The organism is Erwinia sp. 009765445, from assembly GCF_058137865.1.
The window spans coordinates 1-17531 of the sequence record NZ_JBYUWC010000004.1 but is presented as its reverse complement, the minus strand read 5'-3'; the positions used below and the strand labels follow the sequence as shown (position 1 = coordinate 17531).

Genomic DNA, 17531 nt, shown 5'->3' with positions numbered 1-17531 from the left:
AATCCGCAAGTAACCAAGCATCCGTCATCCAGCAGGCAGTGCATGCTATGAAAATCAGTGCATTACTCATCATCTTTTCCTCCGATCACGGACAAGGCTTTCAACTGCGACGTCTGACCATTAAGCCCCTGACTCAGTTGGGCTTGCCGCCCGGCCATCCAGCCTGATTCGCGGGCTTTTGAGTCACCGCGGCAACTGCGTGCCTCCCTTACATTAAGCTCAGACAGCGCCTGATTTCCGCATCGCTGTGTCAGCCAGTTCCGCAAAACTCCCGATTCTTTCTCTGAGGGTTCAAACGACTCAAGAACGTTCCAAACTCCCACTACCCAACCCTCACGAAACTGGTCAGCCCGGTTTCGCTTTGTTTGTACCTTGAGCCGTTTAAGCCGGTAGGCTGAGTGCATGTGCAAATCAGTGGCCTCTCTGAGCTGGCGGGAGAGGACAGTGAACACGTACAACCCCACCTCAGGACGTTCATTCAGTCCATAAAAATGCAGTGAACGCCGGCGGCGGGACTGGCCGGTTCGGGTGGCGGAGTGATGCCAGCTAAACCAGCAACGACACCCCGTGGCCATACATACCACGGCAGCCAGTGCATTCAGCCACCCCGGGATATTGATGGCATCGGAATAAATTTGATAACTGACCGCTTCCTGGACGTCGCCGAATACTAGATCCTGCGGTGAGAGGTTGTGTCGCTGCATAAGAATCTGTGCAAGACGCACAGCGCGCGCGGCCTCATAAGCGTTGTTATTGCGAGTTCCTAAAGCCATAAGCTTACGGATACGGCGCAAGAGCTTTTCATTATCTCCGGCTGTCATAGCGTTTCCCCGTACCAATGTGCTGATAATGTTCCCGGACTTCCTGACAGCCGATGCAAAAACGGACGCCACGAACCGCCTGACGGCGCGCTTCCGGGATGGCTGCTCCACAGTCCTCACAAAAGTGATGTGACGGTTTATCAGAACGGACTTCGTCAAGAATAAGACTCAGACTTGCCCTGAGCTGCTGCTCCGTGACTGCCTGTGCCATTTCATCATTGAGATCAAAGGTCATGGGAACCTCCCTTCGCTGCATCACGCTGTAACTCACGCAGGCGACGTAAAACGCGGATCAGGCGCATAACTTTAACGACGTGCTGATCGGCAAAAACGGGCTGGTCGCTGATAACCGGTGAGCCGAAAAAATTCAGGCAGAACATAAACATATTGAAGGGCTGCTTCGGAAGATTACCCGTCATGCCCGCCAGGAACAGGACGAACTCATTGCTGCTCTGTTCGGAAGCGTTGTAACCCGCTGATTGATTAGATTTATCTTCATAAATGCTCTCTTCACATCCCATAGCCTCTGCGAGTTCAAAGGCCAGACGGTAGGCCATGTCCTGCAGGTGCTCGATATCATCCTGTAGTACCGGGATGTGCCAGATATCAGTGACCGGCTCAAGCCCCGTCGCGGCAAAAGCAACAGATGACTCATGAACCACCGACTGAGCAGACTCATCAGATGACTCCGACAACGCGGAAAACAAACTAATATCATTAAATGCTGATTGCCCACTCGGCTCACCGCTGAGAACAGCTGGCCCACCATAAAGATCTGGCTGTGTCTCCGTTCGTTCCGCAGGGCGCAGCTGACTACCATCTGTAAGAGACTGCAAAGAAGCCGGTAATGTTGGAACCTCTACTTCAGCATTGTTATCCGGAGCAGGTTCAGGTCGGTTATGCGTTCCTGTCAGCGTGCCGGAGCGCAGCCCGGTTAAGTGCGTTTTATCATCAGGCTGCGGTGGGAACTGCCTCACTTCTTTTTCTTGTAATACTGATAGGGACGTATCCTGAACTGGGCTCATTACGGGCGGTGCAGGCGGTTCACCAAACATCTCTCGACGCTGCTGCTCTTTCGGGTCAAGCTCAATCAGCCAGCGGTCATAGTTCAGAGATGGGTGAGGTAATGCTTTGAGAAGCTCGCCAATGAGCTCATCGCGAAACATCTCAAAGGAGTACAGTTCTGGGTTATTGAACAAACAGCAGGTATTGGCGAAAACCTCATGAAAATCACGTTTAGCCGATACGTCAGGAGCGAATATTTTCCACGTTTTCTCAGCTGTCGAACGCAGACTAAGTAAAGGGGTTACCTGAGACCGACTTAGCCCTGAATCAAGAAGAATCGGCATAGAAGGGTATAAATAGGTCAGGGTATCTTCCATCCGGCTAATCCCTGAGAAATGTATCGGATAGCCCTGCTGATTAAGCAAATCGGAAAGCTCACGCAATGTGACACTCTTGCCGAGCTGTTCCTCCCAGATTGTCCGGGCTTTATGGATACCAAAGGCCTTTTCGATGTAGGTAAGATCACCGCGAACTTCGTTTTCAGCAAGATGCCCAATCACGCACTGGAGACGTCCAGGCCATGGCTTAACAATGGTCTGGATTCGATAGAAACGATCGTCCCCTGTCTCCTGCCAGAGTTCGCAAAGGATCTGATAACGGGTGTTCCCACCATCGCTGAAGATATACACATCTTCACCATCCGGATCGCGCGTTACTTTGGGAATAGAGTCCAATCCACGCGAGCGAATAGAGGTTTTGATATCATCGAAACGGGAGTTGCGCGACGTGCGCGGATTATCAGGATTTGGACGCAACTGATCTAATGTAAGCACCATCGGCATTTCACTAAGAGGAAGAACTGATGGTGAAACGTTATCGCCTGTAGTGAGCTGTGACGGTGATTTACCGCGCTGTAGCATGGCATCAGAAAGATTAATTTTTGTGAACTTGCTCATCGGTAAACTCCTCCTTGTAAGGCAGGAGCTCGATGAGACTCAAAACGGGTAAAGCGGCTGTCAAAACGGAGTGTGACCATCCCAATAGGTCCCTGCCTCTGCTTTCCAATGATCACTTCAGCCAGCCCTTTGTCTTCTGTGTCGGGGTTATAGACCTCATCGCGATAAATAAACATGATAACGTCAGCATCCTGCTCCAGCGCGCCGGAGTCACGTAGATCACCGTTGTTTGGTCGTTTGTCTGCACGGGATTCAAGAGAGCGGTTGAGCTGGGAGAGAGCCAAAACCGGGCACTTCATTTCTTTCGCCAGAGCCTTAAGAGAACGTGAGATTTCGGCGATTTCCTGCGTACGATTCTCCTGATCGGGGCACCGCATCAGTTGTAAGTAATCGATCATAATCAGTGAAGGTTTACCGTACTTACGCGCACTGCGACGTGCGCGAATTCGAAGCATCGACGGCGTCAAATAGCTGGTATCGTCAATGATCAGCCTATCCCGCCAGTCATTAGCGATTAGGCCAGCAACATGACTTATCCGAGCCCAATCCTCATCCTCCAGCAGTCCACTTTTGAGGCGTTGAAGCTCTACATTGCCCAATGAGGAAATCATGCGCATGAGAAGCTGTTCAGTCGGCTGCTCGAGACTATAAACCTGAACGATACTTTCCTTATGTTGCTCAAGAGCGCCCGTCACCATGCCCATTGCCAACGCCGTTTTACCCATCGATGGGCGTGCAGCCAGCAACACAAGATCACTGTCCTGAAGCCCGCATGTGCGAGTATCAAGATCGTCATAACCTGTTGGTGTTCCGGTTATCCCGTTACCTGACTGATTGCGCATTTCCAAATCGCTGATAAGTCGCTCTAACCCTTCGATTACGGAGGTACCTTTTTCAGGCTCTGCTTTTTCAGCGATATCAATGATCCGTTTTTCAGCCTGCTCGAGGATGCAAGAGATATCTGCACGGGGTGCAGCGACATCCCGACTCAGATCGTTACCCAAAGCAGCAAGCTGTCGCGCTCTGCTATAACGCGCAACAATTTCGCTGTACGCGACAATATTGGCCGCGCTTGGCGTGTTTTTACTGAGCGTTGCTGCGTAACCAAACCCTCCCACTGTCTCCAGCGTTTTTTGCTGATCAAGCGTGTCTGTCAGAGTGATAAGATCAATTGGTTTGCCAGCATCAATCAGGCGCTTCATTTCACGAAAATATGTCTGATGCGTCCTACTGAAAAAATCATCTGCGGTAAGGACAAGTGCAACGTCATCCCAACGATCGTTATCGAGCATTAAACCACCCAGCACGCCCTGCTCCGCTTCAACAGAAACCAGTCCTTTCAAGGCTTCCATGTTGGATTCAGCCATGTTTCGCCTCCATTTCTTTCAAGGCGATGCGGTCGAACTGCGGTTTCCATTCAGGGAAAAGTTCGCTTGCAAGGTTGTACATCGTGGCGAACGCAGAGTCGCTTACTCGGCCGGTTTTCTTTTCCAGGCGATGGGCAGGCTGACCCGCTGCGTGACCTTCAACGTAAATTTCGAGGTCATAAATGAAGGTGCTGAGCAGCGAGACTTTGATTTGTTCGCTGTGCGCGCTATACCGGCCATCGTTGATGATCTCTTCAAGTTGCTGGTAAGTATCACGGGCAAGGCGGGTGTACTTCATACAGTTAATGAGGATGCGTATTTCTGGGAGTTTCAGACCGAGGGCTGAAAAAGGCAGCAAGTTTTCCATCATATTGATGGTCCCGCGAATGAATTCCCTTACATCAGGCAGTACGGGTTTTACGACACCCACGGCCGTTCGCGTTGCTGCCAGAACAATCAGTTCCAGCATGATGGAGCGGGCTCCCTGAGAATCGACGATGATGACGTCATATGACTGGAAAAGAGGATGTTGCAGAACATTGCGTAAGCGTAAGCGACCATCCGGAGCGTGAAGCATGGCCGTCGGAAGCTGGGCGTGGGGATCGTTGGAAACAATCACATCTAGGCCGTGAATGACGCTATTGGAAATAATACTGGAAGGAGTATTGAGATCGGCAGTCTGCATGAGCAGCTCATACAAACCACACGGTGCTTCATAGGAAAGAGAGAAAATGCTGCTCGCGGTTGGCTGAGCATAGTCGCCATCAATAAGAAGGACTTTTAAACCTACATCGGCTAGAAAACCGGCGAGATTGGCAGCCTGAGTGGATTTACCTTCCCCACCCTTGGTAGAAATCACTGGAATTACATGCATTTAAACACCTGAATAGTTTATTCAAGTGTGTGCTCAATCGCTAATTACTATAATTTAACAACTCGGAGATGGGATTGAAAATCCCCGTGTCCTTGGTTCGATTCCGAGTCCGGGCACCACTTATTTGCATCAAAGCACGCTGGTTAAGAGATGAGATCCTTAACGGGCGGTAAATGCAGGGGCCGGTCATACGGAATGTCCTCCGGTGTTTTCAAGAGCGTTTGCACTGGTTGATATATCCAGAACTTGTCCCTCAAGATGGGGAACCTGTTCCAGCAGGTTCCCTTTTCTCGATCACCGTTAATCATCCCAGTCAACTAAGCGTGTGTCAACAGGTGTAAATTTCTTTCGCCTGTAACATCTGTGTGAAGTGACAGCTCAGCTTCCAGTGTTTTCCCGACAATATCCATCTTCAACTCCACATACTCCATGGTTGTACTGACGCTGCGGTGCCCCAAAAGGTCTTTTACCAGTTGAAGATTTCGTTCTGGTGATTTCATCAGTTCCGTCGCCAGCGTATGGCGAAAACGATGTGGCGACACGGTAAAACCACACTCTTTCGACAGACGCCGGAAAAAAGATCGGATCTTCTGATGGACCTTAGCAGCATCCCATTCCACATGACGCTTAAGTAGAATTCTGTTCACATCAAACAGATAATCTCCGTTTCCCGCCCCCAGTTCCGTTGATTTTTCTATCAGGTGATGCAGCCTGGGCTTCAACGCACTGACAATCGGAACCCGCCATTCACGGTGTGTCTTACTGCCCTCCAGACAGAGTTCCAGACACCCTTCACTAAGGTTGATGTCCCCCAGCCGGATATGCAGCAGCTGATTTAGCCGCATTCCCGTATATCTGAATGCATCCAGAACTGTCAGCCAGTACCACGCCGGCCAGAGCGCATTACGCCCGCCCCTGATACCGCGCCCTGTTCGTTCAGCCTCTTCAAATTGCTGCATGACAAGATAAACACGAATCAGTTGCGATCGTGTCAGCGTTTTTTTCTTCCTCGTATCCCGCTGAACATTGCTTTTATTGAAGGGATTTTTCCCCGGAGGAAGGATTTCATGTTCCATCCCGTAATTATACAGCGCCCGCAGGTGTGCAATTTTGTTGTTCCATGTCTGAGCCGATTGTTGTTTCTCCTGAAGAAGATAACGCCGCCACTCCAGCACCTGACGGTGCGTAATTTGCGCAGGCAGGGTATCGCCAGAATAACGCCTGAACCCTCTGACAACCTTGTTGTAACTCCATTCGGTAGCGGGTCTCAGCCGGTGAGCAAAAAAGTATTCTTCAAGCAGTTCATCCCAGGTTATTTCATTACGCATCTTATTCTTCTCCCAAAAAACCAAAACAGATCCCTGTAGAGATCCCTGTGTGTATCTTCCTTATGGAAAGAAAAGGAGCTTGCTGTCCTCCGGAGGCCTCACTCCTTTCAGACGGGCAGCTTTGATAAGATAACCATTAACCTTACTGAACCGCCCCTGTTTATCTTCTGAGCAGTACAGTTTCGCCCGGGTAAAACGCTCTCCTTTGCGAACACGATGTAGCTGGAGTTTTTCAAACGACGTCTGAATCTGCTCCCTGTGACTGTCACTTCCGGTATCTTTCAGAAAAAGAAAGAAAATATCCGGCACCAGAAGGTAAATAAAACCGGCAACGGAATGCACCCGTGAATCAGGCTGGTTGACGGTGATCCTGCCGGATGCCATACCGTCAGACAGCCAGGCGAGAAAATCCTCACCCGACCGTCGGGCATCGACACCGACATTAACCGGGTAGCCCAGCACTCCCTCTGTACCAGACGACAGACAGTCAGCACTGATATCGTTATGCTGGGGTGCATCTTCCATCTCAGCAGGCTCATCAGGAACGTCTTTCCCAACGGGCACCATTTCATCCGGCGCTACCGTGGCTGGCGTATTCACACCGGCGTCATCTGCAACCTCCGGGACTTCTACATCAGCCACTACAGAAAAAAGACTGAGCAGCATATCTGCATCATCCTGGCCCGGGCTGCCGTTATCCTGCTCTTCCGGCGACTCCACTGTACTTACCCCTTTCAGCGGTGGCTGTCTGTCCCCACCACCAGTATCGTTGAGTGACGTCATCAGCTCCGAAGCGGCCAGCTCCACCACAGAAGAGGATAAATTATCGTCCGTCTGAACGACCAACGTCCCCTCCTGTGACGTTACAGAATCTGGCGGCGCAATTACTACAGAAGATTCACCTGTGTCCTTCCGAAGCGCCGGTGAGTCAACCTTCTCTGCAGCCTGGTCGAGCAACGTCCTGATAAGAGGCATATCTGGAGAACCATTGCGGAATGCACAGGCAAGACTTAGCAGCGCTCCGGAGTTACCTGAAAGCCAGTTTATCGCTTCTGCGGGCATCAGTTGACCAGAGGCAAGCGCCGCCAGAGCAGAAGCATCATGCGCGTTCGGGGGAGAAGAACGAAACCGGAAGCGATAAGGTGTATCAGGCACAGATATGCCAGGTTGCCAGTTGAGGCCACTGGCGGTTTCTCCTTCAATACTGGCCAGTAATGGCAGGTGATAGCATAACGCGGCCCAGAAAATAACGGCCTGCCAGATAACACCCTGCGCAGCCTGTTCTTCCGGCATCGCACCAGGCGGAAACATATACCCCCGGGCAAGCCTGACAGCATAAGCGGTAAAACGCAGGCTTAAATCACCAAATCCCCCGGCATAAGCCCACCGGCCATCAGGTGCCGCCGGCACGTTCTGGGCCCGTTCAAGCAGGTGGTGCACAGGAGCCAGATAAAGTCGCTGATATACTTCTCCCGACAGCGCGTTATTTTCCCGAATTTTCTGCAGGGCATCCTGGCGCAATGCGGTGATGACCAGCTCCTCAGCCTTAACCGGAGAAAAATACCCCGTTGGTGCCGAAACGTGGAGTTTGTCTGATGCCTCTGTGATAACCGGCGTCCGGGACAATAAGGTTCTGATTTTATTTAACATGGGAAATTGCTTCTCCCCCATCGTTCTCCACGTCCCCCGTTGCCGGTTGTTCACAATTTTGCTGCTCTTCACCTGCCTTCAGGTACAGCATCAGCTCATTCAGCACCAGGGTCTTGCGGGCACGGGTCACGGCCACATACAGCAGATTTGTTTCATCCTGTCGCTCTTCGGCAGAAAGAAGCGGATCAGTGATGTCACAAAAATCCTCATTCAGAACGACAACTTCCCACTCCAGTCCCTTACTGCGATGCGCAGTGGACACGGTAACCTGCGCATCCTTTTCATGTGTCACAACCTGCCGGCGCATGATGGCCAACTTTTGCGGCAACGGAAAATACTCATCAAGCAACAGGATGGCCTGATTCATCTCCACATCCTGCGTCGCCTTTGCAATGGAGCAATATTCCTCAAAGTCCCGGTACTCCTGTCCAAGGCGGGGAGACTGCATCCGTTCAGGCATATCAGCAGAGAACCAGTAAAGATCCTCCAGTTCTTCCGTTTTGTACCCTTCAATTCCCCCCACCCAGAAGACTTTTTTCTCCTGCAGACTGGTGAAAAGCGCGGTTCCAATGACGCCAGAGACCGTCCGGCTGAGAACGGAGTAATGAAGGACGTCTGCAGGCAAATGAGCAATCACTTCATCATCCTCGCCGCTGCCGGTGACCTGCATCTCTTCCCCGGACATGGCCAGCAGCATGTTCGCTATTTGTGCAACTGCAGGGCCAAACCGAAAGCTGGTCGTCAGCCACAATCGATCGGCCTGCTTCAGAAGGGGAGAACTCAGCGCATTATTCGCACCACGAAAGCGATAAATTTGCTGGTAGCAATCACCAACCAGCACGACCCGGCAGGTCTGACTGAGCACAAAGGCACTGGTAACCGGATTGGCATCCTGAGCTTCATCAAAAAGAATGGTGTCCCACTTACTTGCAAGATTCGGCTCTGAAAGCTGGAAAAGTTTCAGATAAACATCATGCGTGATCGGGAAATCTGATTCAGTACGACTCACCTCATACCAGAGAACCTGCACTGCCCCCAGAATTTTATCTGCCGGGAGGCCATGACGCTCATCCTCTGCTGGCAGATGGATAATGCCGGGTTCCGGTTCAGCACTACACAGAAACGCATTCAGCCCCGTCAGCGCCAGACGCGCCAGCGGCCAGTGCCGGGTATTCAGCTTTCGGGCCACATCGGTAATACGCAGATTTGCTGTCAGCCGATTCCTGAAATGTCGGCCGAAATGCGACCAGGCCAGTTGATGGGCGGTTTTACACTCAACGTTGAAGGGAAACTTTTGCTCGGCTTCGTCGCGGATGGCTCTGTTGTAGGCAAGGTACAACATTTTGCTGTCCGGGTTCGCCTGAGCGAATTGTACCAGTGTGGTGGTTTTACCAGTACCTGCAAACGCATTGACCACAAGCTGATTGCCCTGCCATTCGATAATCGCATTTTGCTCTGGTGTGGTTTTCCAGCTCATTGGGTTCTCCGGGAGTGACAGTTGAACACTCACACTGTCACCCGTGTGAGCCTGCGGCGAGAAAAAACCAGATATCCATTTTCAGAAATAAAAAAACGCCCCCGAACGGGAGCATGATGACCCAATCATGCAGCATGATTTCGTCGTTGATATAGGCATTGGCCAATATACTTTATATAGTATCCACATCTAGTTGAGACAACTTAGAATAAGGACCATTTTACTAAGATAGATCCACCTCTGATATTAAGTTAAGTAAATTTTGTAATCCTTGCTGTGCGACAGGAACATCTTCATTATTATGCATAGAGGAAAATATTTGCTTTGAATGTGTTGATTCTGATAGCAACATGCTTGCTATTTTCAAATGCTCCTGCTCAGATGAGATAAATCCTATTGGTACGCTAATAGGCTGATGTTCTAAATGAAAATGAAAAAGCACACAAACCATTAGGCCAGGTATCAGTAGCAACTCTAATTTTCCATCCATAAGACAAATATCCGTATTGAATAAATACTGAAACTGATCTCTGTATTTAAATGCACGCTCTTTAGCTGAGTGATTCCTACCAGAAATCAATACATAGGTTCCAACTGGATAACTATTTTTTTTATTCTTAGAATCCAACAAACGATCAATCTTCTGCACAAACTCTCTTGCACCGCGAGTTCTCGCCCAAAGGGATAGTTGTGGGGCAAGCCACAACCCACTTTGAACGGTGTTTTTTTCTAAAATAGGAACCATATCCATCTTTTCACTACCACCATCCGGTGTTAAAGCACTATCTTTTTTAACTAATAACTCTTCCTGTTTTAATATTTCATCTCCAATCTTGGAGAGAATTAAATCAGCGTTATTTTGTAGATAAAATGCTCCTAGCAATGGTGTAACTCGTTTAGTATCATAACCAACTACACGCGTTAAATGAACATCTTGAACATAACGACGCAAGTCAAATGCATCATTCGAAACATAACGTTCAAACAACGAATCATTAAAATGATGAATGAAATCTATAAAGCTATTATTTTGTGGGCGATTTTGATTTGAAAGGGCATCAGTAATAGCCTCAGATATTTCAAGCCTATGTTTGAATACTTCATTATCTATGTCACGACGAATATTAACCTGGCCGTCTAAGTCCAAATGAAATACACAAGGCAGTGGGATACTAAAACGTTCACCAGCATCTACCGCACTAATCTTATAGATCTCCGCTTTGTTTTTTTTACAAATACTATGAAAGTGTTCTTGAAAGGCCTGTTCCGCATATTGGATTGTTCTAGATTGCTTCTCAACATTTCGAGCTGCCAACTCTACGAATGAATTTACACGTTTTAATCTGTTAGGGCGTCCAGCTGGGCTAAAACTTATTAGATCAAAAACAACTTCAGAATTCCATTCCTGGATTTTAAAGAAACGAGGTAGATGATCTGAACTATCTTGAAAACGAGTTAAAGCATAAGGAGTTAATTCTAACAGTTCATCTTCATTCCATTTAATCAGGCGCTCATTAAGTAATGTCTGTATTACTGCGTCCGTTTCCTTTTTCGTAAACCCGAAAAATTCTTGAATTTGTACAGGACTCAATGTACCACAAACATAAGCAATGCGAAGCGCGAACTCAGTAACAACAGGTAATGCCTCCTCAGCACTTATTGAGCATTCGATAGCAAAACTTTGTGCGGGAATCGCGAAAGTAATTTCATCGACAGCTAATATTTCTCTTAATTTTTTTTCTTCCAATGTAATCATTTCTGCCCCTCCTCAATGGCTAATGCTTGAACCAAATTGAAGTTATTCCCATCACGATGTGTTTCGATGTAAGCTAATACACGGCCTAATGCTGAAGTTTGATGCCTCTCTCGCCACATGCGAGCTGCTCCAACGATTACTAATCTATCCATTGCACGAGAGATAGCCACATTAACTCGCTCCGAACTGCTAAGAAATCCTTGAATACACTGATTATTATTACGCGTAGTTGCAACAATAATTATCCGATTTTCCTTACCTTGATAGCTGTCAACTGTATCAATCTTAATAAGATGTCTATAACCTGTAGCCCAATCTTGTTCACTAAGTAAACGTTGCAATAGACGCTCTTGATCTGCATACATACAAATTACGCCGATTGGTTTTTCTTCCTCTGACGTTTCATCCATTAAACATTGAATGAAGGATTCTGCTGTACATATTGAACGTAGCGTATCAATAATTTCTCTGGCTTCATAAGGATTATCAAACCCAGGATGTTTCGCCCTATCGTAAGATTCCCCTTCAGCATCAGAAGTATCAACCCAAGTAACAATCGAACCCAATCTATTAGGTAATTCATTAAACCAAGGTTCAGGGCTTCCACGTCCAGACTCTAACGGTTTAGGATAAAAACAAGCTGAAACCATTTCGCCTATTGGTGGGGCCATCCTATATTGAGTGCGCAATGTGGCTCCGACCTGTATACCATAATTTGATTCAAATGCACGTTCAAAATCACTGCGTGTGAGGACTGAGCGATCAGGGTAGTTTAGTTCTATCGATATTTTTCGCACCACTGGTTCAGGATACAAAGGAGGCAATTGACGGTGATCACCGACCAATAACACTCTGCATCCTGACTGAATTGCTATAGCCAACTCACCTGGAGTCGCACGAGCAGCTTCATCTACTATCACCCAATCATAGCGATTTTTTGCTACACCAAATTGTGAGCGTCCCAGCCCCACGCAAGTTCCACATACTAGTGATCGAGTCTTCGCAAGAAACTCTTCAAAATTACCTCTCAAAGTGCCTAAGCGATCTACCCACTCCTGAGACATTGCAATTACTTGTTCCAGTCGAGACACTGCATCTAAAGAAGTTACACCAAACTGATTCATTGCCTCACGGCTTAATTGATTTATCACTTCCTCAGGGGCACCCTCTCCCACATAGCCAAACTTTTCAAATGCAATTATTTTAAAGCGTTCAAGTCTCTGATTGATTCGAGCAGTCAAGGGATTATTACTATTTTCTGATATTTCTCTTTTGTTGAGATTTGCGGTTAATCTTTCAATTTCACGACTCAAGCGTTTAAGTTGATACTCAATATCAAACCATTTTTCTACAAACTTGTTAGGAAGGCCTAAATTGCGGTTCATCGCTGAAATTCTAACTCGCATTTCTGAGCGGAATAAGTCTCGATAACTTTGCAGAATAGAAGATGAATGATGTGGGTGAAGTTTTTCTGATACCATTCCTTCTGCACCAAATCGAACAACATCCAGCGGCAGATTACTGTGCTGACAAAGTTCAATTACTTTTTCAGCAGCATTATTTACAGCTTCATGTGACTGACTTGCGAGAAGTATACTTTGGGCTCCTTGTGAGAGAGCATAATGAATAAATGAAGCAATGAATGAAGTTTTCCCTGTGCCAGGAGGACCTTGTAGAAGACTCAATGGACCATATGACCAAAGTTTAGCAAAGGCATCTCGCTGCTGACGATTGAGTGAAAAAATTAGCCCGCCATCTTTGTCATATCGATTATAAGCATCAAGGTCAGAATCACTTGGTTCTGGTTGCAGATATTGGGGGGGAGGGCAAATTAAAGGATCGAAATAATTAATTAATGAAGGGATGGCAGCCTCAGAATTCAAAATACGTGTAACAGCATGACGCCTACGTCTAAAAGACGATAGGTCCTGTTGGCTTCGTAATTTCAAAGTATCACCAATATTCGTCTGGATACGAATTCTTGGACTTTCAAGTACGAGAGTAGACTGAGTAGTTTCTCTTATATCAACATTCCCTACACGTATCAGTTCACCATTAATTTCTTGTAATGCCTCAACTTTTGCATCAGATTCATAGTCTAAGGATTCACCTTCCTTTCTGTATGGTATTCGCAATTTCTCATGGCGCTTGTCCATATCCCTGATAACTGGTGCAGTAATTTCAATTTCAGGTAATGAGTCCTCTTCTGCGTCTAAAATTGCACGCCAAAGCGATGCTGTATGTGGTTTAGTTTGCACTCCAGCTGAAGGTTCTAAGCTCTCTACATCTTCCTCATCGGAAGGAAGTTCCCCACCAAGAATGCTATTCTGAACCTTTAATATTGCAGAGAAAAGCTCAGGCATAGTCTTTAGATGCTCTAATAACTTACCAGGATCATCTACCGATGAAGGCTCAAGTAATATAGTTGCCTCCAGTTGTGTAATAGCTTGTGATGCCATACGTACAAATAAACTATGGGCTATATCTTTAATGCGTAAATATGCAAAATCTAATTTGGTTGCCTTTAGATAGATTTGTAACTGTTTACGTACTCCAGAAAAGGATACTACGACATGAGGTTGCTGCTTTGGAGAACGAACTCGTTCTTCACTAATACTAATATGAAATACGCCATTGTCATTTATTAATTCTTGGCTAGACGTCAGTTGCCTCATCAGTACTGACAACCTCACCCCTTCAATTATTTTAGGGGGATTAATTAGAGTTTCTAAAACATCATTTATTCGATCAAGAGAGTAAACATTAAAATCCCGCCGCATACAACTTTCGATCTCATTTCGTAAAGCAGAAGGATCGACCCCCTCCCAATTAACGGTGTGTTCTAAAATTTCATTGCACACTTTAGCTACAGCGTAACAATCACGTTCTTCCAAAGTCATAGATTCGAAGTCTGTAGGTATATATGCAGGAGTAAATATTATATTATCACCGGAGCAAGGCATATCAAGTGCATCAATGAAGCGAACCTCTCCCTTTTCTATTAGAATATTATTGGGATGCAGATCACCATGTTGCAATTGCATAGCATGTAAATGCAATACTGCCTTAACTATTTTTTGGCATAGTAATATTAATTCATGACCTACAAAATATGATTCTACAGCATAATTAATAAACTCTCCATCCATCCATTTTTGCACTATATAGGTTCCGGCATCTGAGATGCCAAAATCAATAACTTCAGCAAGAGAGGAGCAAGGTTGGGATTTTACCAAGCGAGCTTTGTCGAGAAAATTTTGAAGTTGCAAAGCCTCTTCCGGCCTTTTTATATCCGGCTTACGTCCGTACCATATTTTGACAGAAACACTTTCACCAGAAAAAGTCGACTTGTATATATGACTTACACCTTGTTTTATATTTTCTTCAATAGGATAAATCACCATTGGAATTAATTCACTTCGATAATGTTCGAACCTACGTAAATCGATACCTTCATTTTCCGGATACCCTAACGGTAATGAATTAAACGAATCAAGCATAATTCGCGCATTTGAAAAACGTCCTGCAGGAATTAAATTCAAAGCAGTTTCAAACCAGGTGTTAAGCTGTGGGTCAACTTCAAAACCCGTTAGATTATCCCATACAAATAAATCTTCTTCTTGTTTTGGAAGTTTCAAAAATAGAATGTGATGTATAACTACGGCCAATAGATAAACATCTCTACGGAATGGATCACTTGCTTCACCTTTACCAACCTCTGAATCTTCAGGTAAGGTAGTTTTACCTGCGCGAAGCTGTTCACGGAGAGAACCAACAGTTCCTAACTCAGGAAAATATGCAGTCAGAAAGCCTGATATAGATATTTTCGATGGACGTTCTAACCAAAGAGTATGATCGCTAATATCACGGTGAGCAACACCCAAGTCATGCAAATCAGCAACATGAGATAAAAGAACCTTCACAAAATTAATTCTTTCACAGAATTCTAGGTCCTCACCAAAACGATGAATGAATTCATTAAGCCTTAATTGCCTCGACGGAAGCCTGTACAACTCACAGAAATCCGCATCTATATCATCTCGAGTTGGATGCGACAGTGGTTGCAAAACAACACTATCAAGCTGTTCATTTTGCTCATGAATAAAACCCAGAACTTTATGCTCTCGTAATGCTATACGGGCTCGTTCATCAATAGTATCTGCAATACCAGATAATGCTGAAAAATCCCATCTTCGCAATAATGCTTCATGTCGTTGATCATCCTTTTTGACAGATTTGTACTCCTTGTACAATCCATCAGGATGAGGAAAAGTAGCTTCTCCAACAATTTGAAAATTATTAAATGAAAAACTTGAAGGCTTAAAATCCCTTCCTTTAAAAAATGGTGTGAACACCTGCAAATACTCACATGGCTTGCGCGCTTTTAGTGGGCCAAATTCGCTTTGGTACCCCCCAGATTTGGCAATTTTCAAAAACTGTTCGAGTGTACAAACAAATGATTTTTCATCCTCTGGAATTTCAGAAAAATCAGCACTACCACACATAACAACTCTGTAATCGATATATACTTCTACTGCTGGCACACTCAGTCGAGCTTTAATCTTTGATGAGAGAATTTTCCACTTATCTGCAAGAACTTTGACTGGTGAGCGCCCCATATCATCACCATCACGCAACCAATGATCGTGCATTGGTTCAATTTTTCCACGCCATTTCTTAAGTTCCACGATCAGAAGTCGATCATGCGTAAGAAGAACCAAGTCAATTTCTCGATCTCTATAAGTTGTGTCCATCATCATGAAACCAGCATAACCATGCCATTTTTGGCTAAAACTGGATGCATTAAAAACGTCTACCATCCTCTTAATTGCTTCTTTTTCTGAGGCATGGATACCGTCACTACTTAAAATATCAATCTTCATTTTTATATTTTCATTAGGAGTTCCGTCATGTAGACGCTTTCCAACACACTTAGTGAAAACGCAATCAAAATGACAGATAACTCGTGAAATCAGGGACAAAACGCAGAACTAACTCCGCAGGATCCGCACTGCATATCACCATTCAATCATTGGTGAATTTTTCACCACCCGCCATGAGAGCGAGTAACATCTTAATTTTCATAATGTTAATGGTTAAAAACATGTTTCCCTCGCACTATTTGATTTGCCAAACTGATCAGAGCCGTATTTACAATACAATCATAGCATTACGCACTTTTAAGATCTGCATCAATGGCTGTATCTTGATAATGATGATCAGAAAGTAGTGGTGAGAGCTTTTCCAAAACAAGACATGGGCATAACTTCCATTATCATTGCTACGTGGATAGCCGTCATTCTTCAAGTTAAACGTCTGCCTTTAGCTCGTAGTTGACTACGGCCGATTCGACGTTAGTTTTGTAGCAGAGCGGACTTGTGGTCATTGCTGGGAACGCAACCATAAAAAATTCGGAGATGAGCTACTGACAATGCATGGCAGACAGAAGCGTAGCCGTGACTACACCCCATTGTTTTACTTTCTGATATGAGAACAACTGCAAACATACACATCTTACTTTCGAATGTTCACAGCCTGACATCCACCAGCTATGCTGAACATAGAAAAAACGCCCCCGGAGGGGAGCGCTATGGTGTAATTATGCGACCTTTTTTCGCAGTGAATGCAGACGGAGCGACCAGTTACCGAGATAATGGCCCGGCGTCAGCAGTACCCGCCGCCGTTCGTCACACAATGCGTTGCCAATGACGACCTCGCCGGCCACGCCGCAGAGTGATAACTGGATGTAGGCCATGCCAGCGGCCAGCGGATCGATATCCGTCGCGGAAACCCACAGATAGCGGTGTGACGCATAGCCTGCCTGGTTAAGAGCATCGGCAAAAGCCAGTACCATGCAACCGGCACCGCAGGCAGGCTCGCTGAGAGTGATGAAAGGCTTTTCATCAAACATAGCCTTCACATCCCCCAGTTGCAGCTGCGCCATCATTCTGGCCACATCCCAGGGGGTGAAGAACTGGCCGCGATACTTATCGCCCAGTTCCAGCTGCATAAATACGTTACCCAGAAAATCACAGAACCCATTCTGCAGCCCGTTAACCACATGAGTCAGCAGTTGCGCCATACGGACAACATCCGGCTTTTCATAACCACCGATTATTCGAAGATATTTAGCTTCTCGCTTTTCGCTGAAACAGAGACGGTTCTCCAGTGCAATAACGCTGCAGCTGACAAAATCTTCGAATACCTTATGGCGGTGATGTGTTAGTACCGATGTAAAAATGCCCCACATGCCAATGTAAAACTGACCCACCATGGGTAAAACTGGCAGTTTTAAGC

At 46.2% G+C, this 17531-nt stretch carries 11 protein-coding genes; all 11 read right to left on the bottom strand.

From position 1 onward, the window contains the following. Positions 1-62: 62 nt before the first annotated feature. A complete protein-coding gene (locus AC3Y5R_RS04830; RefSeq protein WP_119262056.1) occupies positions 63-821 on the bottom strand; it encodes a DUF2786 domain-containing protein in 759 nt (252 codons plus the stop codon). After that, positions 805-1056 carry a TraR/DksA C4-type zinc finger protein gene (locus AC3Y5R_RS04825; protein WP_072270529.1) on the bottom strand — a complete coding sequence of 84 codons (252 nt, stop codon included), beginning with the start codon at positions 1054-1056 and terminating at the stop codon, positions 805-807. Before AC3Y5R_RS04825 ends, AC3Y5R_RS04830 begins: the two co-directional genes overlap by 17 nt. Continuing rightward, positions 1046-2782, bottom strand: coding sequence for a ParB family protein (locus AC3Y5R_RS04820; protein ID WP_489920393.1), 1737 nt, complete (start codon positions 2780-2782; stop codon positions 1046-1048). Before AC3Y5R_RS04820 ends, AC3Y5R_RS04825 begins: the two co-directional genes overlap by 11 nt. Next, positions 2779-4149 carry an SPI-7-type island replicative DNA helicase gene (gene dnaB-PI / locus AC3Y5R_RS04815; RefSeq protein ID WP_489920392.1) on the bottom strand — a complete coding sequence of 457 codons (1371 nt, stop codon included), beginning with the start codon at positions 4147-4149 and terminating at the stop codon, positions 2779-2781. The genes AC3Y5R_RS04820 and dnaB-PI overlap by 4 nt, the downstream gene beginning before the upstream one ends. Beyond that, positions 4142-5023 carry a ParA family protein gene (locus AC3Y5R_RS04810; protein ID WP_489920391.1) on the bottom strand — a complete coding sequence of 294 codons (882 nt, stop codon included), beginning with the start codon at positions 5021-5023 and terminating at the stop codon, positions 4142-4144. Before AC3Y5R_RS04810 ends, dnaB-PI begins: the two co-directional genes overlap by 8 nt. Positions 5024-5340: 317 nt before the next feature. Next, complete coding sequence (locus AC3Y5R_RS04805; RefSeq protein ID WP_269535490.1) at positions 5341-6351, bottom strand: tyrosine-type recombinase/integrase; 1011 nt, start codon at positions 6349-6351, stop codon at positions 5341-5343. Between the two features lie 60 nt (positions 6352-6411). After that, entirely contained in the window at positions 6412-8001 is a 1590-nt protein-coding gene (locus tag AC3Y5R_RS04800; RefSeq protein ID WP_489920390.1) for a TraI domain-containing protein, read from the bottom strand. Further along, positions 7991-9478 carry a UvrD-helicase domain-containing protein gene (locus tag AC3Y5R_RS04795; RefSeq protein ID WP_489920389.1) on the bottom strand — a complete coding sequence of 496 codons (1488 nt, stop codon included), beginning with the start codon at positions 9476-9478 and terminating at the stop codon, positions 7991-7993. Before AC3Y5R_RS04795 ends, AC3Y5R_RS04800 begins: the two co-directional genes overlap by 11 nt. A gap of 223 nt (positions 9479-9701) precedes the next feature. Then, positions 9702-11234: a hypothetical protein gene (locus AC3Y5R_RS04790; protein ID WP_489920388.1), complete on the bottom strand. Its 1533-nt coding sequence runs from the start codon at positions 11232-11234 to the stop codon at positions 9702-9704. Next, positions 11231-16117 (bottom strand): AAA domain-containing protein, encoded by a 4887-nt coding sequence (locus AC3Y5R_RS04785; protein WP_489920387.1) that lies wholly within the window; start codon positions 16115-16117, stop codon positions 11231-11233. The genes AC3Y5R_RS04790 and AC3Y5R_RS04785 overlap by 4 nt, the downstream gene beginning before the upstream one ends. 716 nt (positions 16118-16833) lie before the next feature. Beyond that, positions 16834-17508: an N-6 DNA methylase gene (locus AC3Y5R_RS04780; protein ID WP_489920577.1), complete on the bottom strand. Its 675-nt coding sequence runs from the start codon at positions 17506-17508 to the stop codon at positions 16834-16836. Positions 17509-17531: the final 23 nt, after the last annotated feature.

What these genes read in the sequence shown, in the direction of transcription:
- AC3Y5R_RS04795 (WP_489920389.1), bottom strand. Translation starts at nt 9,478, where the DNA reads ATGAGCTGGAAAACCACACCAGAGCAAAATGCGATTATCGAATGGCAG.
- AC3Y5R_RS04800 (WP_489920390.1), bottom strand. Translation starts at nt 8,001, where the DNA reads ATGTTAAATAAAATCAGAACCTTATTGTCCCGGACGCCGGTTATCACA.
- AC3Y5R_RS04805 (WP_269535490.1), bottom strand. Translation starts at nt 6,351, where the DNA reads ATGCGTAATGAAATAACCTGGGATGAACTGCTTGAAGAATACTTTTTT.
- AC3Y5R_RS04790 (WP_489920388.1), bottom strand. Translation starts at nt 11,234, where the DNA reads ATGATTACATTGGAAGAAAAAAAATTAAGAGAAATATTAGCTGTCGAT.
- dnaB-PI (WP_489920392.1), bottom strand. Translation starts at nt 4,149, where the DNA reads ATGGCTGAATCCAACATGGAAGCCTTGAAAGGACTGGTTTCTGTTGAA.
- AC3Y5R_RS04825 (WP_072270529.1), bottom strand. Translation starts at nt 1,056, where the DNA reads ATGACCTTTGATCTCAATGATGAAATGGCACAGGCAGTCACGGAGCAG.
- AC3Y5R_RS04785 (WP_489920387.1), bottom strand. Translation starts at nt 16,117, where the DNA reads ATGAAGATTGATATTTTAAGTAGTGACGGTATCCATGCCTCAGAAAAA.
- AC3Y5R_RS04820 (WP_489920393.1), bottom strand. Translation starts at nt 2,782, where the DNA reads ATGAGCAAGTTCACAAAAATTAATCTTTCTGATGCCATGCTACAGCGC.
- AC3Y5R_RS04780 (WP_489920577.1), bottom strand. Translation starts at nt 17,508, where the DNA reads ATGGTGGGTCAGTTTTACATTGGCATGTGGGGCATTTTTACATCGGTA.
- AC3Y5R_RS04830 (WP_119262056.1), bottom strand. Translation starts at nt 821, where the DNA reads ATGACAGCCGGAGATAATGAAAAGCTCTTGCGCCGTATCCGTAAGCTT.
- AC3Y5R_RS04810 (WP_489920391.1), bottom strand. Translation starts at nt 5,023, where the DNA reads ATGCATGTAATTCCAGTGATTTCTACCAAGGGTGGGGAAGGTAAATCC.